Annotated in this window: 16 protein-coding genes; 10 read left to right on the top strand and 6 right to left on the bottom strand. The window is 70.2% G+C overall.

What is annotated here, in order from left to right:
• Both ACFWYS_RS07860 and ACFWYS_RS07855 read left to right on the top strand, forming a co-directional pair.
• On the top strand, positions 1-1836 hold a 1836-nt coding region (locus ACFWYS_RS07860), incomplete at its 5' end, for an exo-alpha-sialidase (RefSeq protein ID WP_384764782.1).
• A gap of 19 nt (positions 1837-1855) precedes the next feature.
• Positions 1856-3091 (top strand): DUF4185 domain-containing protein, encoded by a 1236-nt coding sequence (locus ACFWYS_RS07855; protein ID WP_384764780.1) that lies wholly within the window; start codon positions 1856-1858, stop codon positions 3089-3091.
• Here ACFWYS_RS07855 and ACFWYS_RS07850 read toward each other — a convergent pair.
• Positions 3027-4082: a bile acid:sodium symporter family protein gene (locus tag ACFWYS_RS07850; protein ID WP_384764779.1), complete on the bottom strand. Its 1056-nt coding sequence runs from the start codon at positions 4080-4082 to the stop codon at positions 3027-3029. The two genes, ACFWYS_RS07855 and ACFWYS_RS07850, sit on opposite strands and share 65 nt — an antisense overlap.
• Before the next feature lie 191 nt (positions 4083-4273).
• Here ACFWYS_RS07850 and ACFWYS_RS07845 point away from each other — a divergent pair, with 191 nt between their 5' ends.
• A complete protein-coding gene (locus tag ACFWYS_RS07845; RefSeq protein ID WP_384764778.1) occupies positions 4274-5137 on the top strand; it encodes a LysR substrate-binding domain-containing protein in 864 nt (287 codons plus the stop codon).
• A 102-nt stretch (positions 5138-5239) separates the two neighbouring features.
• Here the strand turns inward: ACFWYS_RS07845 and ACFWYS_RS07840 are convergent, their stop codons facing one another.
• A complete protein-coding gene (locus ACFWYS_RS07840; protein WP_384764776.1) occupies positions 5240-6220 on the bottom strand; it encodes an Lrp/AsnC family transcriptional regulator in 981 nt (326 codons plus the stop codon).
• A gap of 112 nt (positions 6221-6332) precedes the next feature.
• Here ACFWYS_RS07840 and ACFWYS_RS07835 point away from each other — a divergent pair, with 112 nt between their 5' ends.
• The 3 genes from ACFWYS_RS07835 to ACFWYS_RS07825 all read left to right on the top strand — a co-directional run bounded on the left by ACFWYS_RS07835 (position 6333) and on the right by ACFWYS_RS07825 (position 10845).
• Positions 6333-7826: an MFS transporter gene (locus ACFWYS_RS07835; RefSeq protein ID WP_384764775.1), complete on the top strand. Its 1494-nt coding sequence runs from the start codon at positions 6333-6335 to the stop codon at positions 7824-7826.
• Between the two features lie 254 nt (positions 7827-8080).
• Positions 8081-9907 carry an AMP-dependent synthetase/ligase gene (locus tag ACFWYS_RS07830; protein WP_384764773.1) on the top strand — a complete coding sequence of 609 codons (1827 nt, stop codon included), beginning with the start codon at positions 8081-8083 and terminating at the stop codon, positions 9905-9907.
• A gap of 101 nt (positions 9908-10008) precedes the next feature.
• On the top strand, positions 10009-10845 hold the full coding sequence (locus ACFWYS_RS07825; protein WP_384764771.1) for an aldo/keto reductase: 837 nt from the start codon (positions 10009-10011) through the stop codon (positions 10843-10845).
• Positions 10846-10964: 119 nt separating this feature from the next.
• On the opposite strand, the gene ACFWYS_RS07820 is transcribed toward ACFWYS_RS07825, so the two are convergent.
• Positions 10965-11576 (bottom strand): hypothetical protein, encoded by a 612-nt coding sequence (locus ACFWYS_RS07820; RefSeq protein WP_384764769.1) that lies wholly within the window; start codon positions 11574-11576, stop codon positions 10965-10967.
• Positions 11577-11715: 139 nt separating this feature from the next.
• Between ACFWYS_RS07820 and ACFWYS_RS07815 the strand changes: the two genes are divergently transcribed.
• Positions 11716-12411, top strand: a complete 696-nt coding sequence (locus tag ACFWYS_RS07815; protein WP_384764767.1) for a glycoside hydrolase family 75 protein — start codon at positions 11716-11718, stop codon at positions 12409-12411.
• Between the two features lie 41 nt (positions 12412-12452).
• Here the strand turns inward: ACFWYS_RS07815 and ACFWYS_RS07810 are convergent, their stop codons facing one another.
• Positions 12453-13199: an SDR family oxidoreductase gene (locus tag ACFWYS_RS07810; RefSeq protein ID WP_384764765.1), complete on the bottom strand. Its 747-nt coding sequence runs from the start codon at positions 13197-13199 to the stop codon at positions 12453-12455.
• A gap of 96 nt (positions 13200-13295) precedes the next feature.
• Here ACFWYS_RS07810 and ACFWYS_RS07805 point away from each other — a divergent pair, with 96 nt between their 5' ends.
• On the top strand, positions 13296-13607 hold the full coding sequence (locus ACFWYS_RS07805; protein ID WP_384764763.1) for a hypothetical protein: 312 nt from the start codon (positions 13296-13298) through the stop codon (positions 13605-13607).
• A 68-nt stretch (positions 13608-13675) separates the two neighbouring features.
• Here the strand turns inward: ACFWYS_RS07805 and ACFWYS_RS07800 are convergent, their stop codons facing one another.
• Together ACFWYS_RS07800 and ACFWYS_RS07795 are read right to left on the bottom strand one after the other, a co-directional pair.
• The gene (locus tag ACFWYS_RS07800; protein ID WP_384764762.1) at positions 13676-14536 is read right to left on the bottom strand and encodes a class I SAM-dependent methyltransferase; all 861 of its coding nucleotides are present in this window, start codon (positions 14534-14536) and stop codon (positions 13676-13678) included.
• A gap of 236 nt (positions 14537-14772) precedes the next feature.
• Complete coding sequence (locus ACFWYS_RS07795; protein ID WP_384764761.1) at positions 14773-16491, bottom strand: glycoside hydrolase family 6 protein; 1719 nt, start codon at positions 16489-16491, stop codon at positions 14773-14775.
• 367 nt (positions 16492-16858) lie between these two features.
• Here ACFWYS_RS07795 and ACFWYS_RS07790 point away from each other — a divergent pair, with 367 nt between their 5' ends.
• Together ACFWYS_RS07790 and ACFWYS_RS07785 are read left to right on the top strand one after the other, a co-directional pair.
• On the top strand, positions 16859-19774 hold the full coding sequence (locus ACFWYS_RS07790; RefSeq protein ID WP_384764760.1) for a glycoside hydrolase family 48 protein: 2916 nt from the start codon (positions 16859-16861) through the stop codon (positions 19772-19774).
• Between the two features lie 140 nt (positions 19775-19914).
• Positions 19915-22593: a cellulose binding domain-containing protein gene (locus ACFWYS_RS07785; protein WP_384764758.1), complete on the top strand. Its 2679-nt coding sequence runs from the start codon at positions 19915-19917 to the stop codon at positions 22591-22593.
• Positions 22594-22716 lie beyond the last annotated feature (123 nt).

Here is a 22716-nt window from a genome sequence, read left to right as displayed (position 1 = left end):
GCCGTAGCCACCACGGCGACGGCCGCGACGTTAAGTCCGGCCCAGTCCCAACCCGCAAGCCGGACACCGCTGTTCGAGCAACAGGTCATCTTCCGGGCCGACCAGGACCCCGGCTACGCCTGCTACCGCATCCCGGCGATCGTGAAGACCAAGGACGGCACGCTGCTGGCGTTCGCCGAGGGGCGGGTGCTGAACTGCGGCGACGCCGCCGACATCGACATCGTGCTCAAGCGGTCCACGGACGGCGGCCGCACCTGGGGACCGCTCCAGGTGGTCAACGACGGCGGCGGCGACACACACGGCAACCCGGCCCCGATCGTGGACCGTGAGACCGGCCGCATCCTGCTCGCGGAGACGTACAACACGGGCCGTACGGACAGCGGCAGTTGCACGGTGCCCTGTGACCGCACTCCCCATCTGCAGTACAGCGACGACGACGGCCGGACCTGGTCCGCGCCGCGCAATCTGAGCGACCAGATACTGCCGAAGGAGTGGAACTCCTGGTACGCCACCGGGCCCGTGCACGGCATCCAGCTCACCCGGGGCAAGCACGCCGGACGCCTGGTCTTCGGCGTCAACACCGAGACCTGGGACGGCACTCGGGTCTCCGCCAACCACGCCGCGCTCATCGTCAGCGACGACGGCGGGGACACCTGGCGGATCGGGGCCACCGACTCCTGGCCCATCGCCGCCGCCGACGGCACCTTCCGGCAGAAACCCTCCGAGGTGACCCTCACCGAGCGCACCGACGGCACGATCATCGTCAGCGGCCGGGAGCAGGACGGCTCCGACCTCGGCCACCGCTCCCAGACGTTCAGCCGCGACGGCGGCGACAGCTTCACCGGGCCCTTCCACGGCCTGCCGGACCTGTACACGCCCCAGGTCCAGGCCGCCACGCTGCGCATGGGCAACCGGATACTGCTGTCCGCCCCCGGCGACCCCGACCGCCGCCGGACCATGATGATCCGGTCCTCCTACGACAGCGGTGAGACCTGGGAGGGAGCCGACCGCGGCAAGGTCGTCGCCACGGACTGGTCGGGCTACTCCGACATGGTGGCCGTCGACGCGTCCACGGTGGGCCTGATGTACGAGGGCGGCGCCGTCGACGCCCGCGACGAGATCCGCTTCGCCCGCTTCAACGAGGACTGGCTCGGCCCGCGCCGCGCCCCCGACCCGACCACCCCCGACCTGGCCCTGGGCGCACCCCGGGCGACCGTCCTCGGCGGTGCGCGCACGACGAGCGGGGTGTTCGGCAACGCCCTGGAGTTCGACGGCACGGACGACGCCGTACGTCTGCCGTACCGCTCCCAACTCCCGCTGGGCACCGGCGACTTCACGACATCGCTGTTCTTCCGCTACTCGGCCAGGTCCGGCGAGCAGCCGTTCCTGTGGATGGGCGGAATCGGCACCACCCAGCCCCAGGTCTGGCTGCGCGGTGAGCCCGACAACGACCGGGTGCGTGCCCTGATCACCACACGGGAGGGGTTCCGCACCGTGCGCACCGCGTCCGTGTGGTTCAACGGCGCCCGCAACGACGGCCGCTGGCACCACCTCGCCCTGCGGCGCGGCGGCGGAAAGCTGACGCTGTTCCTCGACGGTACGCCGCTCAGCACCGCGGACGTGGCGGGATCGGTCAGCCGTAACTCGCCGTTCGGAGTGCACGTCGGCCAGCGCATGGACGGCCGGGCGTTCCTCACCGGCGCGATCGACGACGTCCATGTGTGGAACCGGGCACTCGGCGACGCCGAGATCCAGGCGGCGGCGCAGGTCACCGCCCGTAGGTCCGCGACCACCGCGGACACCGTCCTGTGGCTGCCCATGGACCAGGTGGGCTGAGACCACTAACGTCCCAGGCGTGCCCGACGACGCACGAGCACGACAGCGCACCGGAACCGGTCTGGGACTCCTGCTGGTTCTGGTCCTCGCGGCCGTGCTGCTCACCGCCCTCCCGGACGACGGCGAACGGGAGGGCGGTGACGCGTGCGCTCCGCACTCGGTCGCGGCCTGGAAGGCCGAGGCCGGTCTCACCGCCGAGTTCGCCCGCTACGGCGACGACCCCTCCCGCGGCGACGACTGGACCGGCGGCGACGGCACCCACTCGGTGCGGCTGCCGGACGGCCGGGTGCTGTGGCTGTTCTCGGACACCTATCTGGGCCGGGTGCACGCCCCGCCCAACCCGTTCGGCGAGTCCTTCACCTGGCGGGACACGACCGCCCCGCTGGTGCGCAACTCGGCGGTCGTGATGCGCGACGGACGCCTGGAGAGCACCCTCCCCGCCCCACTCTTCCCCGACCCCGCTCCGAACCAGTGGCGCTGGCCGGTCGCGGCCCGGGTCGAGCCGCGCTCCCCCGGCTCGTCCGAGCAGGTGCTGCGGGTGCTGCTGTGGGTACGCACGGCCGGGCAGGCACCCTGGATCTACGGAGTGCCGACGGCCACCGAGGTCGCCACGCTCTCGCTGCCCGACCTCAAGGTCGAGTCGGTCGTGAAGGTCCTCGACCAGCAGCTGGTGCCCGATCCGTCCCGGCGGGTGCTGTTCGGCACGACGCTGGTCGAGGAGGACGGCTGGACGTACGTCTTCGGCGGTGACGACGGTCAGGCGGCGTCCCGGCCGGCCTCCCAGGCGTATGTCGCGCGGGTGCGCGAGGGCAGGCTCGCCGAGCCGGGGGCCTGGCAGTACTGGAACGGCTCCACGTGGGCCGACACGGGCGCCCGGCCGCGTGCGGTGCTCGGGGACGGGCAGCGCACCGGGGTGGGCAGCGCGTTCTCGGTGGCGCGGGTGCGGGGGACGTACGTCCTGTTCACCATGGCCGCGGGCACCGAGGGGCTGTCGACCGTGACGTCGTACTGGGCCTGCTCGCCGAGCGGTCCGTGGCACGGGCCGACGAAGGACTTCAGCCCGTCGCTGCCGCAGGGCGCGCAGGTGGCCGCCTACAACCCGCAGGTGCATCCCGAGCTGAGCGGCGACGGACGGCTCGTGCTGAGCTACGACGTCAACTGGCTGGAGACGGCCGGTGCCGCCGCGCAGCTCAACCGGAACGTGTCCCTGTACCGACCGCGGTTCGTGACGCTGCGGGTGGCGCCGACGCGGTGACGGGGTCGGGGGAACCGGACTCGGTGTCGGGGGCCTCGGGGTCGCGGGCCTCGGCGTCGTGGGCGCGCCGCTTGGCGATGACCGCGCACACCATCAGCTGCATCTGGTGGAACAGCATCAGCGGCAGCACGGCCAGCGAGGCGTGCGCGCCGAACAGGACGCTCGCCATGGGCAGACCGGCGGCGAGGGACTTCTTCGAGCCGGCGAACTGGATCGCGATACGGTCCCCGCGGTCGAAGCGCAGGGCCTTCGCGCCGTACCAGGTCAGCGCGAGCATCACCGCCAGCAGCACCGCCTCGACGGCGAGCAGACCGCCCAGCCGCAGCGGGCTCACCTGGTGCCAGATGCCCTGGACCATGCCCTCGCTGAACGCGGTGTAGACGACCAGCAGGATCGAGCCGCGGTCGACCAGCCCGAGGACCTTCTTGTGCCGGGCGACGAAACCGCCGATCCACCGCCGCAGCAGTTGCCCGGCGACGAACGGCACCAGCAGCTGCAGCACGATCTCGACCAGCGAGTCGGCGGAGAAGCCACCCGTGCCGCCGCCGAGCACGGCCGCCGCGAGGAGCGGGGTGACGACGATGCCGACCAGGGAGGAGAAGGAGCCCGCGCAGATCGCGGCGGGCACGTTGCCGCGGGCCATCGACGTGAAGGCGATCGACGACTGGATCGTGGAGGGCACGAGGGTGAGGAAGAGCAGGCCCTGGTAGAGCGGGTCGGTCAGGATCACCGGGACCAGTCCGCGGGCCGCCAGACCCAGCACCGGGAAGACCACGAAGGTGCAGGCCAGGACGGTGACATGGAGCCGCCAGTGCTTCAGCCCGTCCAGCGCCTCACGGGTGGACAGCCGGGCGCCGTAGAGGAAGAACAGGAAGGCGATCGCGGCCGTGGAGGCACCGGACGCCACGTCGGAGGCCGTTCCGCGCGCCGGGAAGAGGGCCGCGAGGCCCACGGTCCCGAGCAGCAGCAGGATGTACGGGTCGATCGGCATCCAACGCGGCCATTGCAGGCGATTCACTGTGCTCCACTACTTCGCTGTCGTACTTCGCTGTTTCGCTGAACTTCCGGCTCCGGGCACAGACGTGCCCTCTCCATCGTCCTCCGGCCCCCCGCGATCGGGAATCCCGCACACCACTCTGACTGTCATCACGCATCGCGATAGCCGCGGGTAGCCTGGGAGGCGTGTACGACCCCTCCCACCTTCGTACGTTCCTCGCGGTGGCCCAGACGCTCAGCTTCACTCAGGCCGCCCGCCGGCTCGGCCTGCGCCAGTCGACCGTCAGCCAGCACGTACGGCGCCTGGAGGACGCCACGGGACGCCCGCTGTTCACCCGGGACACCCACTCCGTGGAGCTCACCGAGGACGGTGAGGCGATGCTCGGCTTCGCCCGCCGGATCCTGGAGGTGCACGAGCAGGCGTCGGCGTTCTTCACCGGCACCCGGCTGCGCGGCCGGCTCCGCTTCGGCGCCTCCGAGGACTTCGTGCTGACCCGGCTGCCGGAGATCCTGGAGGGCTTCCGCTACGAGCATCCCGAGGTCGACCTGGAGCTGACGGTCGAGCTCTCGGGCACCCTGCACGAGCAGCTGGCCGCCGGAAAGCTGGACCTGGTGCTCGCCAAGCGTAGGCCCGAGGATCCGCGGGGCGAACCGGTCTGGCACGACCGGCTGGTGTGGATCGGCGCGGAACGGCTGCGCCTGGAGCCGGAACGTCCGGTGCCGTTGATCGTCTTTCCACCGCCGGGCATCACCAGGGCCCTTGCGCTGGAGGCGTTGGAAAGGCAGGGGCGTGAGTGGCGGATCGTGTGCACCAGCGGCAGCCTCAACGGGCTGATCGCCGCGGCGCGGGCCGGGCTCGGGGTGATGGCGCACTCGCGGGGGCTGATTCCGCCCGGGCTGGTGCGCGTGCCGGACCGGTTCGGGCTGCCGGAGCTCGGGCGGGTCGACTTCGTGCTGGTCCATGGGCGGCGGCGGACGGCCGCACAGGGCGCGGCGGATGCACTGGCAGGGGCGATCCTGGCGGGCGGGGACCGGCTGCACCGGCGATGAGCACGATGCCGGGGGACCGATGTCGGCTGCGGCGCGTCGTGGCCGGTCGCGCCCACGCGGCGGAGCCGCATATCGACGCAGCCCCGCGCCTCTAGGGGGCGCTCAGCGCGCCGGACGCCGATAGGTCAGCTGCTTCACCCGTCGCAGGAACGGCGATGCCTCCACATGCTGGACCCCCTCCAGTCGGCCGAGCGGGCCGCTGAGGTAGGCGTACAGGTCGGCGGAGTTTCTGACGACCGCGGTCGCGAGGATGTTGCAGGAGCCCGCGGTCGCCGCGGCGTGGGCGATCGGGTCGTGGGTGGCGAGGGCCTCGCCGACGGACGTCAGGGCGGCCGGAGTGGTGGTGATCCACAGCATCGCGGCGAACGGATAGCCGATGGTCTCGGACAGGTACTCCACGTCGATGTACACCGCCCCGGACGCCAGCAGCGCGGCGAGGCGGCGCTTCACGGCGGACTCCGAGCGGCCGGTGGCGCGCTGGAGCTCGGGGTAGGTGGCACGTCCGTCGCGTTCCAGGGCCGCCAGCAGGGGCTCGTCGTCGGGGGCGATCCGGGCGGGGCCCGGCCCGGCGACGACCTCGGGCCGCAGCGCCGCGACCTGCTCGTGCGTGAGCACCCGGAACTTGCGGAGCCAGCCGCTCGGTCCGCCGTAGAAGCGGTGCAGCATCTGGTGGGCCCGGATCTCCAGGACGCGCGGGGTGCGGGGGAGCTTGCCCAGCAGGAGGTCGTCACGGTCGCCGGGGCTGCGCGGCCGGGTGCCGAAGACGACCTCGGTGCCGCCGGAGGCGATGCCGATCCAGCTGGTGTCGGGCCGCTTGGCGAGCGCGTCCGCGATGGCCTGGGCGCTGTCCGGGACGCAGCGCAGCCTGAGCGTCCACTGGTCCTGGCCGAGGCGCTCGGCGTCCCGCACGGCCACCACCCGGAGGCCGCCCTCGGCACACAGCCGGCGGTAGCGGCGCGCGACGGTCTGGTCGGAGACACCGAGCACCTCCCCGATCCGGGCGAAGGACGCCCGGGCATTGACCTCCAGCGCGTCGAGCAGTTGCAGATCGAGCCCGTCGAAGATGTCGGATTCCATCTCCATCGCGGCAACTCCCGTCGGATTCCGGCACTCCTGCGCCTCGTACAGCCTCGATCGTTCGCGAGACGCCCATCGTACGCAGTCATACGCATCCCACGAGCGAGGAGTTGAGGACATGCGTACTTGGGGGACGCTCACGGCCGTGTGCCTGGGCACGTTCATGTTGTTGCTGGACGTGACGATCGCGATCGTCGCGCTGCCGGACATGGCGCGGGCGCTGGACGCGTCGCTGAGTGATCTGCAGTGGGTGATGGACGGGTACGCGCTGGCACTGGCCGCGCTGCTGCTCGGGATCGGGGCCGCGGCCGATGTACTGGGGCGGCGGCGCGTCCATGTCGCGGGCATCGTCGTCTTCGCGGCGGCGTCACTGCTGTGCGGGCTCGCGTCCGGTCCGGAGATGCTGGTCGGCGCCCGGGTGCTGCAGGGCGTCGGCGCGGCGGCCATGTTCGCCACGACGCTGCCGCTGCTCGGCTCCGTCTACCAGGGCAAGCGGCGCTCCATCGCGCTCGGCGTGTGGGGCGCGGTCAGCGGGGCGGCGGCCGCGGTGGGCCCGGTCGCCGGCGGGCTGCTCACCGCCGGGCCGGGCTGGCGGTGGATCTTCTACGTCAATCTGCCGGTGAGCGTGGTCGCGGTGTGGCTGACGCTGCGGGTGGTGCCGGAGTCGCGCGGGGAACGCGGACGCCGGGTCGACTGGGCGGGCACGGCGATGTTCGCGGCGTTCGCGGGTGCGGTGACCTATGGGGCCGTGCGGGCCGGGAGCCACGGGTGGGGCGCGTCCGGAACGCTGGCGTGGTTCGCGGCGGCGGCTCTGGCGCTGGTCGGCTTCGTGCTGGTCGAGCGGCGTGTCGCCCATCCGCTGCTGGATCTGCGGCTGTTCCTGAAGCCCGCGTTCGCCGCTGTGATGGCAGGTGCGCTCGCCTTCAACGCGGCGGCGTTCAGCGCGCTGGCGTATGCCTCGATCTGGCTGCAGACCCTGCTGGGGATGAGCCCGGTCCGCGGCGGACTGGTGTTCCTGTGGCTGTCGCTCGCCTCGTTCGTGGTCGCCGCGGCCGGCGGCCGTCTGCTGCACGGGGTGCCGGCCCGGTTCACCATCGGGGGCGGGCTGCTGCTGATCGGCGCGGGCCAGTACTGCATGGCGTTCCTGGACGCCGGTTCGACGGCGGGCGCCCTGATACCCGGGCTGGTACTGGTGGGCGTCGGTACGGGGCTGGTCGCGCCCGGTATCGCGGGCGCCGCGCTGGCCGCCGTACCGCAGGAGCGGGCGGGCATGGCGGGCGGTGCCGTGAACACCTTCCGGCAGCTCGGGTACGCGCTGGGCATCGCCCTGTACGGCACGGTGCTGACCTCGCGGATGGCGGACACGCTGCCGCAGGAGGCGGCCCATGCCCTGGCGGGCGGCGGTGCCGGTGCGCTGCGCGGCGTGTTCGGCGAGGAGACATTGCGCGGCGCCTTCGCCGAGGGACTGAATTCGGTCGCGATGGCGGCGGGCTCGACGGCCGTGGTGGCCGGGATCGTCGTGCTCGCCCTGGTGAAAAGGCGGCCCGCGGCACAAACCGGAGTGACGGATTCGGCCACGCGTACGCTGACAGAGGAGACGACGACACGCTAGGAATGGCATGATCGAAAGGGCTGGAAACGCGTAATCGGGTCGTACAGATTCGGTGGAGATTACGGGTCCGAAACTTACTCAACCGTCAGTTTTCTGTCCGACCCTTCCCTATGTGAGCGTATTTTCCCGCCCTGACCAGTGCATACCTGAGCACCCGTCGATTTCCGCCCCCCTCCCGCCTCAACGGCGGGTGGGGTAGCTTTCACGGCGCTGAGCGGAGCTTCAGCCGAGGCGATCGGAGCGGGGAGCGGGGTTTGCGCGAGTTCACCAACCCTCCGTTGGCGTTGGCACCGCCGGTGGGCGGCCTGGCCGATGTCGTCTTCGAACATGCCCAGGACGACCCCTTGTATGTCGCCCTCGGCCGCAAGGACGACGGCGGGCAGTGGCGGGACGTCACCGCCGCCGAGTTCCGGGACGAGGTGCTCGCCCTGGCCAAGGGCATGCTCGCCCAGGGCATCCGGTTCGGCGACCGGGTCGCGATCATGTCCCGTACCCGGTACGAGTGGACGCTCTTCGACTTCGCGCTGTGGACGATCGGCGCGCAGGTCGTGCCGATCTACCCGACCTCCTCGGCCGAGCAGTGCTTCTGGGCGCTGTACGACGCCGAGTGCTCGGCGGCGATCGTGGAGCACGAGGACCACGCGATGACGATCGCCACCGTCATCGACCGGCTCCCCCGGCTGCACCAGCTGTGGCAGCTGGACTCGGGCGCCGTGCAGGCGCTGTACGACGCCGGGGCGCACCTCGACGACGAGGTGGTCCACCGCCACCGGCAGGCGGTCACCCCCGACTCCGTGGCGACGATCATCTACACGTCGGGGACGACGGGCCGCCCCAAGGGCTGTGTCATCTCGCACGGCAACTTCATGTACGAGGCGGACACCGTCATCGAGCGCTGGGAGCCGGTGTTCCACTCGAAGCGGGGCGACGAGGCGGCGACCCTGCTGTTCCTGCCGCTGGCGCATGTCTTCGGGCGGATGGTGCAGGTCGCCGCGATCCGCGGCCGGGTGCGTTTCGGCCATCAGCCTCAGATGAACGCGGCCGCACTGCTGCCGGACCTCGCCGCGTTCAAGCCGACGTTCTTCCTCGCCGTGCCGTACATCTTCGAGAAGGTCTTCAACGCCGCCCGCCGCAAGGCCGAGAAGGAGGGCCGGTCCGGCGCCTTCGAGAAGGCCGTCGAGGTCGCCGTGAAGTACGCGGACGCCATGGAGGCCAAGGCATGGGGCATCGGCCCCGGCCCCTCGGCCGGTCTGCGTATGCAGCACCAGCTCTTCGACAAGCTCGTCTACTCCAAGATGCGGGCGGCGATGGGCGGCCGCATCAAGCAGGCGATGACCGGCGGTTCGGCCATGGACCGACGGCTCGGCCTGTTCTTCGCGGGCGCCGGCATCCATGTCTACGAGGGGTACGGCCTCACCGAGTCCACGGCGGCCGCGACCGCCAACCCGCCCTATCGCACCCGCTACGGCACCGTCGGCCAGCCCATCCCGGGCATGACCGTGCACATCGCGGACGACGGCGAGATCTGGCTGCACGGCGCCAACGTCTTCCAGGGCTACCTCAACAACCAGAAGGCCACCGACGCGGCCCTGCACGACGGCTGGCTCGCCACCGGCGACCTGGGCTCGCTCGACGAGGACGGCTACCTCACCATCACCGGCCGCAAGAAGGAGATCCTGGTCACGTCCGGCGGCAAGAGTGTCTCGCCGGGTGTGCTGGAGGAGCGGGTCCGCGACCATCCGCTGGTCGCCCAGTGCATCGTCGTGGGCAACGACCGCCCGTACATCGCGGCCCTGGTCACCCTCGACCAGGAGGCCGTGGAGCACTGGCTGATGATGCGTGACAAACCGCCGCTGACCCCGGCCGAGCTGGTCCGCGACGCCGACCTGGAGACCGAGGTGCGGCGGGCCGTCGTCGCCGCCAACACCCTTGTCTCACAGGCCGAGTCGATCCGTACGTTCCGTATCCTGGCGCAGCCGTTCACCGAGGAGCACGGACTGCTCACGCCGTCGCTGAAGTTGAAGCGCAAGGCGATCGAGAGCGCGTACTCGGGCGAGGTCGAGGCACTTTACCGGGCGTAATGGCTGTTTCCGGTGGATTCTCCGGTCAGGAATGCATTACGGCCCGTGATCGTTGACGATGGGGAGTACCACCTGACGACAACCGTAAGGATCAACAGCCCGTGAGCAGCAGGGTCCCCCCGATCATCCTCAACAACGGCGTCGAGATGCCCCAGCTGGGCCTCGGCGTCTCGCAGATGCCGGACGACGAGGCGGAGCAGGCCGTCGCCACGGCGCTTGAGGCCGGGTACCGCAGCATCGACACAGCGGCGATCCACGGCAACGAAGAGGGCACCGGCAGGGCCATCACCGCCTCCGGCGTGGCCCGCGAGGACATCTTCGTCACGGCCAAGCTCCGGAACAGCGACCAGGGGTACGACTCGGCTCTGCGTGCCTTCGACGTCTCGCTGGAGAAGCTGGGGCTCGACTACATCGACCTGTATCTCATCCACTGGCCGCTGCCCGCCCGGGGCACCTGCGTCGACACGTACAAGGCGTTCGAGAAGCTGCACGCCGACGGCCGGGTCCGCGCGATCGGTGTCGCCAACTTCCTTCCCGAGCACCTTGAGCGGCTGATCGCCGAGACGTCGGTCGTCCCGGCCGTCAACCAGATCGAGCTGCACCCGCACCTGCAGCAGCAGGCATCCCGCGACTTCCACGCCGAGCAGGGCATCGCCACACAGGCCATGGCGCCGCTCGGCCAGGGCAAGGGCCTGCTGGAGGTCCCGGCGATCGTCGCCATCGCGCAGAAGCACGGCCGCACCCCGGCCCAGATCGTGCTGCGCTGGCACCTCCAGATCGGCAACGCCGTGCTGCCGGAGTCCGTGACGCCGTCACGGATCAAGGAGGACATCGAGGTCTTCGACTTCACCCTCGACGACGAGGACCTCGCGGCGTTCCGAGCGCTCAACGAGGACCTGCGCATCGGCCCGGACCCGGCCACGTTCGACCTGGTCTGACGCCCGAGTCCACCCTGGCCTGACGCCGACTCGGTACGACCGCCCGCCCGCCGCTCGACCTCACGAGCGGCGGGCGGATGCGTGAGAGAGACGCGCAAGGGATACGCGCGGGGGGTGTCTCACTCGCCGCGCACATCGGTGTGGACGACCTCGAACTCCTCCAGCCCGGTCACGGCCACATGCGCCTTGGCCGCACCCTCGTGCCGGGCCGCGGCCTGGCCCGAGCGGGACGCCGCCAGGGCGGCCTGGTCGACGAACATGACGCCGACCATCCCGCGCCCCCGTTCCCGGTCGACCAGCAGCGACGCTCTCACCAGCCCCGTCAGGGTTTCGAGGCGGGGAATCACCGTGCCCCGGAACGTGTCGGCGAGCAGGTCGGCGTCCCTGGGGTCGAACTCCAGCCTCGTCAGCCGTAGTCCGCCGCCCGAACGCGGCTGCTGGACCTGATGGAAGACCAGCGCCTCGTAGTTGTCGACCGCCAGTGTCCCCGCGAACGGATCCAGCATCGCCGCCCGCCGCTCACGCAGCACCTCGTCGCTGTTGCGCCGGGCCTGCTCCGTCTCCCACCAGCTCGCCGCCAGCAGTTTCCCCAGGGTCCGGTCCACGAAGACACTCGCTCCGCGGTAGCCCGGACGGTCCTCCAGCAAGTCCCTTCCCTCGGTGTTCATTGCCCTGATGGCCGTGTCGATCTTTGCGGGATCGCCGGTGGCGTAAATGGCGCGTACGAACATGACACCTCCCGGAAAGCAGGCGAATGTCCGAAATCTTCGGCACCACCAGTCTTCTACTGAGGTGATGACGCCGCAATCAATGCAAGCAAGGAAGCTTTCCTAATAAATTCGAACAGACCGACAGAAGGGTCCCCCCACAGTGCGTATCCGACCACTGACCCTCACCACGGCCGCCGGCGCCGCGCTGCTCGCCGCCGTGCTCCTCCCCGCGAGCGCCTCCGGCCACCCCCAACCGCCGCCCTTCGGGGAGCTGTCGGTCAGCGCGGCCGACCTGCTCGCGAAGGTGACGTCCTGCTCACAGATCTCGAACGGCAAGTACCGCGCCGACGAGGCGTCGTCCGACACGATTCCTGTCTGCGGCAAGGACGGCGCCGTCTTCTGGAAGGCCGACCTGGACATCGACTGCGACGGCCAGCGCACCGACAAGTGCAATGAGAACACCGACCCCTGGTTCCTGCCGGACACGGCGTTCCACCAGTCCGACGGCAAGCCGCTGCGCTCCGACACCCTGCCGTATGTCGTCGTCCCCAGCGTCAGCGAGACGTGGGACCACTCGGCCGCGGGCATCAAGGGCGGCAGCGTGGCCGCCGTCATCCACGACGACCGGCTCGTGTACGCGGTCGTCGGCGACACCGGCCCCAAGCGGATCATCGGCGAGGCCTCCTACGCCACCGCCGAGTCTCTCGGTCTCGACCCGGACCCGGCGACCGGCGGCACCGGCTCCGGCGTGACGTACATCCTCTTCAAGAACTCCCGGGTCTCGCCCATCGAGAGCCACGGCGCGGCGGTCGCGTTGGGCGAGCAGCTGGCGAAGGAGTTCATCCAGGGCAACTGAGTCCGGGCCTTGAAGTCCGTTCAACTCAACACATCTGTAGGTCAGTTGGGCTGTCCGAGCGGCCGTACGACGACGGTGTTGACGTCCACGCCGTCGGGCTGCCGGACCGCCCACACGACCGAGTCGGCGATCTGGTCGGCGGTCAGCAGATGCCCCGGCGGCAGGCTGCCGTAGCTGTCCCAGAACGGCGTCTCCACGCGGCCGGGCGCGATCAGGGTCACGCCGATGCCCCAGTCGGTGACCTGCCGCCGGGTGTTCTCGGCGAGCCCGGTCACGGCCCACTTCGTCGCCCCGTAGATGTTGCCCGGCCCGTGCACGAATCCGGCGACGCTGCCGACGAGGACGATCCGGCCGCGGGTTTCCTTGAGGGCGTCGACGGAGGCGCGGATCAGCAGGGCCGGGCCGAGGACGTTGGTGAGCACCATCTCGGTCCAGCCGGCCGGGTCGCCCTCGGCGACCGTGTCATGGGTGGCGAAACCGGCGTTGGCCACGACCGTGTCCAGCCGGCCGAAGGCCTTGAGCGTCGCGTCGACGGCCTGCTGTACGTCCCCGTACTCGGCGGTGTTGCCGACGATCGTCAACAGGCCGTGCGGGTTGCCGAGTTCGTCGGCGAAGCCGCGCAGCCGTTCCTCGCCGCGGCCGGTGACGGCGACCCGGTACCCGGCGTCCAGCAGCCGCCGCGCGACCGCGGCTCCGATGCCGCTGCCGCCGCCGGTGATGAGTGCGGCCGGAGAGTCGGGCGTGACGGAGCCGGTCGTGTTGGAGTCGGTCGTGTTGGAGTCGGTCATGGAGTTCCCCCTGCGTTTCGTTCGGACGCCGGGGAGTCCATCACTTGGAGAACTCTCGAAGTCAAGTCCCACGCGGACGCGGACGACCTGCTCCACATGCGGGCCCGCCGCCGCGTGTGGTCGCTGCCCGACCCGGGCGCGGTACGCGGGCTGCGCGACCTAGCCCTGGACCGCGCCCCGGTCGCCTCACACACGCTGTACGGCACGGAGGCTCCCGCCGGGGTCATCCGGGCCCGCATGCTCACGGGGGACCGGATCCTCGCCGTCCGCGGCCCCGCCGGACAGCCTCTCGACCAGACCCCCGGGGAACGGGTCAAGCGACAGGTCCTCGCCGCCTGCTTCGAGGAGTGGGGGCCGCGGGAGGTGCAGGGGGCCAGGGTCACGGTGTACGGCCGGGCGGGGTGCTGACCCCGGACAGGGCGCCGCACCCGCGCAGGGCACCGACCGGCGTCACCGCGACCGCACCACCCGCTGCCTCACTTCGTCCGCACCGCCGTGTACACCGTCTGCGCCGCCAGCACGAACACGTCCGGCCGGTGGTGCACGCTCGCCTTGTCGTCCGGGTCGAGGAGACGGTCGAGGGTCGCGCGGTCCTCGGCGTCGAGCCGGTCGCCGAAGCCCTCGCGGGTGCGCGACAGCCAGGCGGCGATATAGGCGCGGGCCCGGTCCGTGGTCGGGGCGGGCAGGTCGAGGAGGAAGGTGCGGGTGCCGGAGGGCCGGAGGCCGGCGGCGCTGAGCAGCGCGGGCCAGTCCTCGGTCTCGGCGACGGTGCCGGGCAGGTCCGCACGCATCGCCTCGAACCACTCCTCCTCCAGCGCGTCGAGACGGGCCTGCAGCCCGGGCCGCCCGAAGCCGAGGTCGCGCGGGAGGAACCGGGCCGGGAGGCCGCCCTCCTGCAGGGCCAGCGTGCCGCCGTGTGTGAGGCGGTCGGCGAAGGCGGCGAGGGCGGCGCGCTGGTCGCCGAGGTGGTGCAGGCTGCGGCCCGCCCACAGCAGATCGGCGGGATAGTCCAAGTCGCCGAGGACGTCCGGGAGTTCACCGGCGAGGGTGCCGAAGCGGTCGGCGACACCGAGCCGCTCGGCGCGCCCCTGGGCCCGCTCCAGGAGCGGTTCGGAACCGTCGACGGCGACGATGCGGGCGCCTGGGAACGTGTCGGCGAACAGACAGGCGATCACGCCCGGCCCGCTGCCCACGTCGACGATCAGCCCCGGCTCGGTCTGCCGTTTGGCCAGCCAGGCCAGGGCGCGTTCGTACAGGGGCGTGAACAGCTCCGCCTGTGCCTCCAGCAGCGGGGCCATGTCGTTCCAGTCGGTGTCTCCGTGATCGTGGTGCGCCATGCTCGTCAGCCTCTCCTCGGATGAGGCCAGCGTGCTCCGGCGCACCGTCGCGGGGCCACTGTCCTTGCCGTAACGGCAAAACACGAGCGCAAAAATTCCGCCGGGGCATGGCCCAGGAGAACTGACCACCCCCGGCGAACCACCGCGCCCCACAGGGGCGCGGGGCTGTATCGATCTGCGGCTCCGCCGCGTGGGCGCGACCCAGCCACGGAGAACCCGCGGCCGAGGTCACACCGCTACGACAACGGCGGATACGCGTTCTGCATCAGCTGCTGGAACTGCGCGGAGAACCAGTGCCCCGACAGCGGAGCGTTGGCCAGCGCACCGGACATGTTGTTGCCGTTGCGCGGATTGCCCGTGTACGTCGGGTCGCACATCCGGTCGAAGCCCTTGCCCTCGTCGTTCGGGATCGCGCTGCTGGAGCCGTCGGACTCACCCGGCGGCTTCATCCAGACGTACGCGTCGATCCCGGCCGCCGGGTTGGCCTGCGGACGCTCACCGAGACCGGCCCCGGACTGGTTGCACCAGTTGCCGACGTGGATACGACGGTCGTAGCGGCCGCCGTTGACGTAGGTGTCGACGTCGGTCGACGCACCCGGACCGGCGGGCCGGGCGGAGCCGCCCCAGCCGTTCCTGGAGGTGTCGATCAGCATGCCGATGCCGGAGTTGAAGCCGGTCGTGACCAGCTGCTGGCGGAAGGCCTGCGCGAAGGACTGCTCGTCGACGTACCGGTTCCAGTCGACCCACTTCGACTCACGGACCGACTTGCCGCCCGCGGAGTCGTTGATGGTGAAGTTGTTCTCCTTCAGGGCGCTGTAGTTGGCCGTATTGGCGATGAAGCCGTGCACGTCGTTCACGGTGGCGCCCTCGGAGGTGGCCGCCTCCTTCATCACGGTGGCGCTGGCCGCGAAGTTGTCGTCCCAGCCGATCCAGCCGTGGTGGCCGGCGTCGATGTAGTTGTAGACGTTGGGCGCGTCGCCGAGCTTGTTGAGGGCGTAGCCGACGCCCTTCTGGTAGTTGCCGTTGGCCTTCATCACGTCGCACTGCGGGGTGGCCGTCGGACGGCTGCCGGTGTTGGTGACGAGGTTGGGCAGCGAGTCGATCTCGATGGTGGTGACGATCCGCAGCGAGGCGTACTTCGGGTCGGCGAGGATCGCGGCGATCGGGTCGATGTACTCGGTCTTGTAGCGGCCGAGCTCCGTCGGGCCGAGTTCGCCGTTGGAGGCGAGGGCGGAGCAGTCGCGGCCCGGCAGGTTGTAGATGACGAGCTGGACGACGAGTTCGCCGGAGCCCTTCTGGGTCAGGGCGGCGTCGAGGTGGTCGCGCAGGCCCATGCCGCCGTTCACGCCGTTGATCGCGGCGATCCGGTCGAGCCAGACGCCGGTCGGCTGGTTGGAGATGCGGCTGCCGCCCGGCTCGGCGGCGGCCTTCGCGGACCACTCCGGGTTCACGTACACCTTGGCGCCGGAGTACGGGTTGTCGACCTTCGGGCCGGTCGGGCCGGGGTCCGGCGGATCGGTGGGCCCACCGCTGCCGTCGTCCACGTTGCAGGTCACGCCGTCGAGGGTGAAGGTGGCCGGGATGGCGTTGCTGCCGCTGTAGGAGCCCTGGAAGCCGAAGCTGACCGAACCGCCGGTCGCCAGTGTGCCGTTGTAGGTCTCGTTGGCGGCGGTGACGGCGGCGCCGCTCTGGCTGATCTTCGCGTTCCAGCCGCTGGTGACCTTCTGGTTCCCGGCGTACGACCACTTCACCGACCAGTTCGACTTGGCGGAGCCCTGGTTGGTGACGGTGACGGCGGCGGTGAAGCCAGTGTCCCACTGGTTCTGCACCTTGTAGTCGACGGTGCAGGGGACGGCGGCCGGTCCGATCGCGTCGGGGTCCGCGGCGAGCGCGGTCCCCGAGGCCCCGGCGACCAGCGTCAGGGCAGCGAGCATCGCTGTTCTGGTACGACTCATGAGTGGGGGTTCCTTCTTGGTCGCGAGTGCTGACGGTCCATCCGTGCAGGGCGCGCAAGAGGCAAGGAGAAGGTGCCGGCGACGGCTAAAAGTACTGAACGCGGGGGGTGTCGCATGAGCGACTCCTTGCAGATCAGGCGCGTCGTGACGGACGCGTCGACTGATGGAATCGCTCCCACTGGTGTCACCGAAGCTAGCGCCAAGTGACAGTAAAGGACAGAGGAGTCACTGACTTTTGCTCAACTGAACTCATCGAATCTTTTCGACTCTTCAAGCGTCTTGACCCCTTGCACCCCCGTCCCCACTATGGGAGCGCTCCCACTGGTTCAAGCCTTGACTTCTCCGAGCCGCAAGGAGGAACCAGCACGTGCATCCCCCACGCAGACGCAGAGTCGTACGACGGTTCTGGACGGCCGCCGTCGCGGCCCTGGCACTCCCCCTGGCGATGCTGAGCTCCGGATCGACTCCCGCTCAGGCAGCGGCACTTCAGTGCAGTGTTGATTACAAGACCAATGACTGGGGCGCCGGCTTCACCGCGGATCTGACGATCACCAACCGGGGCACGGACGTCATCGACGGCTGGACCCTGACGTACAGCTACGCGGGCAACCAGAAGCTCAGCAACGGCTGGAACGGCACCTGGTCACAGTCCGGCCAGGCGGTCACGGTCAAGGACGCCGGCTACAACGGCCGGGTGGCCGCCGGAGCCGCGGTCACCACCGGCGCGCAGTTCACCTACAGCGGCAGCAACGCCGCCCCCACGAACTTCGCCATCAACGGCACGAGCTGCACCGGCGCCCACCAACCCCCCATCACCGTGCTGACCAGCCCGGCGGCGGGCGCCGTCTACTCCCAGGGCGACGCCGTCCCGCTCGCGGCCACCGCCGCGGCCGCGGACAGCGCGACGATCAGCAAGATGGAGTTCTACGACGACACCACGCTGCTGGGCACGGACACGACGGCGCCGTACTCGCTCTCGGTCTCCAGCTTGACCGTGGGCAGTCATTCGCTGCTCGCGAAGGCGTACGACAGCCTGGGCGCGTCCGCGGAGTCCACGCCGGTCGGCATCACGGTCGCCTCGGGTCCCGCCGTGGTCGCCTCGCCGACCCAACTCCCGGTCCAGCAGGGCAAGTCGGCGACGTACGACGTCAAGCTGTCGACCCAGCCGTCGGCCAACGTCACCGTCACCACCGCCCGCACGAGCGGCAACTCGGGCCTGTCGGTGACCGGCGGTGCCTCGCTCACCTTCACGCCCTCCAACTGGAACACCGCACAGAAGGTGACCATCACCGCCGGCTCCTCCGGCACCGGATCGGCGACCTTCGAGTCGACGGCCACCGGGCATGCGAAGGCCACGGTCACCGCCACCCAGATCGCGGCCACGAAGGCGTACGACGCCCGCTTCCTGGAGCTGTACGGCAAGATCACCAACCCGGCGAACGGCTACTTCTCGCCCGAGGGCATCCCCTACCACTCGGTCGAGACACTGATCGTCGAGGCGCCGGACCACGGGCACGAGACCACGTCGGAGGCGTACAGCTATCTGCTGTGGCTCCAGGCCATGTACGGCAAGGTGAGCGGCGACTGGTCGAAGTTCAACGGGGCCTGGGATCTGATGGAGAAGTACATGATCCCGACCCACGCCGACCAGCCGACCAACTCCTTCTACAACGCCTCGAAGCCGGCGACCTACGCGCCCGAGCTGGACACCCCGAACGAGTACCCGGCGAAGCTCGACTCGTCGGTCTCGGTCGGCTCGGACCCGATCGCCGGTGAGCTGAAGAGCGCGTACGGCACCGATGACGTCTACGGCATGCACTGGCTGCAGGACGTCGACAACGTCTACGGCTACGGCAACTCGCCGGGCAAGTGCGAGGCCGGTCCGAGCGACACCGGGCCGTCGTACATCAACACCTTCCAGCGCGGCGCGCAGGAGTCGGTGTGGGAGACGGTGCCGCAGCCGACCTGCGACCAGTTCAAGTACGGCGGGAAGAACGGGTACCTGGACCTGTTCACCGGTGACGCGTCGTACGCGAAGCAGTGGAAGTTCACCAACGCCCCCGACGCCGACGCCCGTGCGGTGCAGGCCGCGTACTGGGCCGACAAGTGGGCCGACGAGCAGGGCAAGGGCGGTCAGATCTCCGCGACCGTGGCCAAGGCCGCGAAGATGGGCGACTATCTGCGCTACTCGATGTACGACAAGTACTTCAAGAAGATCGGCAACTGCACTGGAGCCTCCTCCTGCCCGGCCGGCACCGGCAAGGACGCCTCGCACTATCTCCTCTCCTGGTACTACGCCTGGGGCGGCGCCACCGACACCTCGGCCGGCTGGGCCTGGCGCATCGGCTCCAGCCACGCCCACGGCGGCTACCAGAACCCGATGGCGGCCTACGCGCTGAGCTCGTACGCCGACCTGAAGCCCAAGTCGGCGACGGGACAGGCGGACTGGGCGAAGTCCCTTGAGCGGCAGGTCGAGTTCTATCGCTGGCTGCAGTCCAGCGAGGGCGCGATCGCGGGCGGGGCGACCAACAGCTGGGCGGGCCGGTACGCGACGCCGCCGGCCGGCAAGTCGACCTTCTACGGCATGTACTACGACCAGCAGCCCGTCTACCACGACCCGCCGTCCAACCAGTGGTTCGGCTTCCAGGCGTGGTCGATGGAGCGGGTCGCCGAGTACTACCAGCAGACGGGGAACGCGGCCGCCAAGGCCGTGCTCGACAAGTGGGTCGACTGGGCACTCTCCCAGACGACCGTCAACCCGGACGGGACGTACCGGATCCCGTCGACGCTCCAGTGGTCGGGGCAGCCCGACACCTGGAACCCGTCGAGTCCGGGCGCGAACAACGGACTTCATGTCACCGTCGCCGACTACACCAACGACGTCGGTGTGACGGCCGCGTACGCCAAGACCCTGACGTACTACGCGGACCGCTCCGGTGACACACAGGCCGCCGCCACGGCCAAGGCGCTCCTGGACGGCATGTGGAGCAACTACCAGGACGCCCTCGGGATCGCCGTCCCGGAGAACCGCGCCGACTACAACCGCTTCGACGACGCAGTCTACATCCCGTCCGGCTGGACCGGCACCATGCCGAACGGCGACGCGATCAGCTCGTCGTCGACCTTCGACTCGATCCGCTCGTTCTACGAGGACGACCCGGCCTGGTCGAAGATCGAGGCGTATCTCGCGGGCGGCGCGGTGCCGTCGTTCACCTATCACCGGTTCTGGGCCCAGGCGGACATCGCCCTGGCCATGGGCTCGTACGCGGAGCTGCTCGAATAACCAGTCCCCGCTGAGGCTCCGCGTACAACGCCGGGTGACCCTCTCCCGCACAGGGGGTCGCCCGGCACCTGCCATATGCGATAGAAAGCGCTTGCTCGACGCACCACCTTCCGCACCCCCCACTCCGGAAAGGACCCGTCGTGCGAAGAACCCGCATCCTCACGGCCGTACTCGCACTCGCCGCCGGACTGCTCGCGGGCACCCCGCCCGCACTCGCCGCCACCGACGCCTCGAAACAGGCCTCGAAGGACGTGTCGATCGCCGCCGACACCTACACCTGGAAGAACGCCCGGATCGACGGCGGCGGCTTCGTCCCCGGCATCGTCTTCAACCGCAAGGAGAAGAACCTCGCCTACGCCCGGACCGACATCGGCGGCGCCTACCGCTGGCAGGAGTCGAGCAGGACCTGGACGCCGTTGCTGGACTCGGTCGGCTGGGACGACTGGGGGCACACGGGCGTGGTGAGCCTGGCGTCCGACTCCGTCGACCCGGACAGGGTGTACGCGGCGGTCGGGACGTACACCAACGGCTGGGACCCGAAGAACGGCGCGGTGATGCGCTCCGCCGACCGCGGCGCGAGCTGGCAGAAGACGGGGCTGCCGTTCAAGCTGGGCGGCAACATGCCCGGCCGTGGCATGGGTGAGCGGCTGGCGGTGGACCCGAACCGGAACAGCGTGCTGTATCTGGGCGCGCCCAGCGGCAAGGGGCTGTGGCGGTCGACGGACTCCGGGGTGACCTGGTCGCAGGTCACAAACTTCCCGAACGTCGGCAACTACATGCAGGATCCGAGCGACACCAGCGGGTACGCCAGCGACAACCAGGGCATCGTCTGGGTCACCTTCGACGAGTCCACGGGCACGTCGGGGAACGCGACGAAGACGATCTACGTCGGGGTCGCCGACAAGGACAACGCCGTGTACCGGTCGACCGACGCGGGCGCGACCTGGTCGCGGGTCGCCGGGCAGCCGACGGGATACCTGGCGCACAAGGGTGTCCTGGACGCGACGAACGGCTACCTCTATCTGGCCTACAGCGACAAGGGCGGCCCGTACGACGGCGGCAAGGGCCGGCTGTGGCGGTACGCGACGGCGACCGGCACCTGGACGGACATCAGCCCGGTCGCCGAGGCCGACACCTACTACGGCTTCGCGGGGCTGACCGTCGACCGGCAGAAGCCCGGCACGGTGATGGCGACGGCGTACAGCTCCTGGTGGCCGGACACCCAGATCTTCCGCTCGACGGACAGCGGCGGCACCTGGACGAAGGCGTGGGACTACACGTCGTATCCCAGCCGTGCCAACCGCTACACCATGGACGTCTCGTCCTCGCCGTGGCTGACCTGGGCCGCGAACCCGTCGCCGCCCGAGCAGACACCGAAGCTGGGCTGGATGACGGAGGCGCTGGAGATCGACCCGTTCAACTCGAACCGGATGATGTACGGGACGGGTGCGACGGTCTACGGCACCGAGGATCTGACGAAGTGGGACAGCGGGAGTCAGTTCACCATCAGGCCGATGGTGCAGGGGCTGGAGGAGACGGCGGTCAACGACCTGGCCTCTCCCCCGTCCGGCGCCCCACTGCTCAGCGCCCTCGGCGACATCGGCGGCTTCCGGCACACGGACCTCGCCAAGGTGCCGTCGATGATGTTCACCCAGCCGAACTTCACCACGAGCACCGGCCTGGACTTCGCCGAGACCAACCCCGACACCGTCGTGCGGGTCGGCAATCTCGACTCCGGCCCGCACATCGCGTTCTCGACGGACAACGGCGCCAACTGGTTCGCGGGAAGCGACCCTTCGGGCGTCAGCGGCGGCGGGACGGTCGCGGCGGCGTCGGACGGCAGCCGGTTCGTGTGGAGCCCCGCCGGGACGGGCGTGCAGTACACGACGGGCTTCGGTTCGTCGTGGCAGGCGTCGAGCGGGATACCGGCCGGGGCGGTCGTGGAGTCCGACCGGGCCGACCCGAAGACCTTCTACGGCTTCAAGTCCGGGAAGTTCTACATCAGTTCGGACGGTGGCGCGACCTTCACCGCGTCCTCGGCGACCGGGCTGCCGAGCGGTGACAGCGTCCGCTTCAAGGCGCTGCCCGGGGTGAAGGGGGACGTGTGGCTGGCGGGCGGTGCGCCGGACGGGGCGTACGGTCTGTGGCACTCGACCGACGGGGGCGCGAGCTTCACCAGGCTCCCGGGCGTCGAGCAGGCCGACACGATCGGCTTCGGCAAGGCGGCGACGGGAGCGTCGTACCAGACCCTCTACACCAGCGCGAAGATCGGCGGCGTACGCGGCATCTTCCGCTCCACCGACAAGGGCGCGAGCTGGACCCGTATCAACGACGACGCCCACCAGTGGGGTTGGACGGGTGCGGCGATCACGGGTGATCCGCGGGTGTACGGGCGGGTGTACGTGTCGACGAACGGCCGCGGGGTCGTCTACGGCGACTCGTCGGACGCGGGCGGCGGAGACGGGGGCGGCGGCACCGACCCCACTCCGACGCCCACCGGTGCCTGTGCGGTGACGTACAAGGTCACCAACCAGTGGTCGGGCGGCTTCCAGGCGGATGTGCGGTTGTCCAACACGGGCTCGACCGCCTGGAGCGGCTGGTCACTCGGCTGGTCCTTCGCGGAGGGGCAGCGGATCACCCAACTGTGGAACGCCGAGCACACACAGTCGGGATCGGCGGTGACCGCGAAGAACGTGGGCTGGAACGGGAACGTGGCGGCCGGGTCGTCCGTGAGCTTCGGGTTCACGGGGAGCTGGTCGGGGACGAACACGAGACCGGCCGCGTTCAGGCTGGGCGACCAGAGCTGCACCGTGAGCTGAGCGTCAGCCGAGCCCGAGGGCGCGTGCCGTCACAGGCACGCGCCCGCCGTGGGGGCCGGGGTGTGCGTAAATCCCGACACCCCCCCCAGCCCCAAATCTACCACACCCCCGCCGGCGGGGGGC

This window comes from Streptomyces sp. NPDC059010 (assembly GCF_042740355.1).
GTDB lineage: Bacteria > Actinomycetota > Actinomycetes > Streptomycetales > Streptomycetaceae > Streptomyces.
Note: the sequence above shows the minus strand (reverse complement) of the source record. Positions and strands in the feature narration are given on the sequence as shown.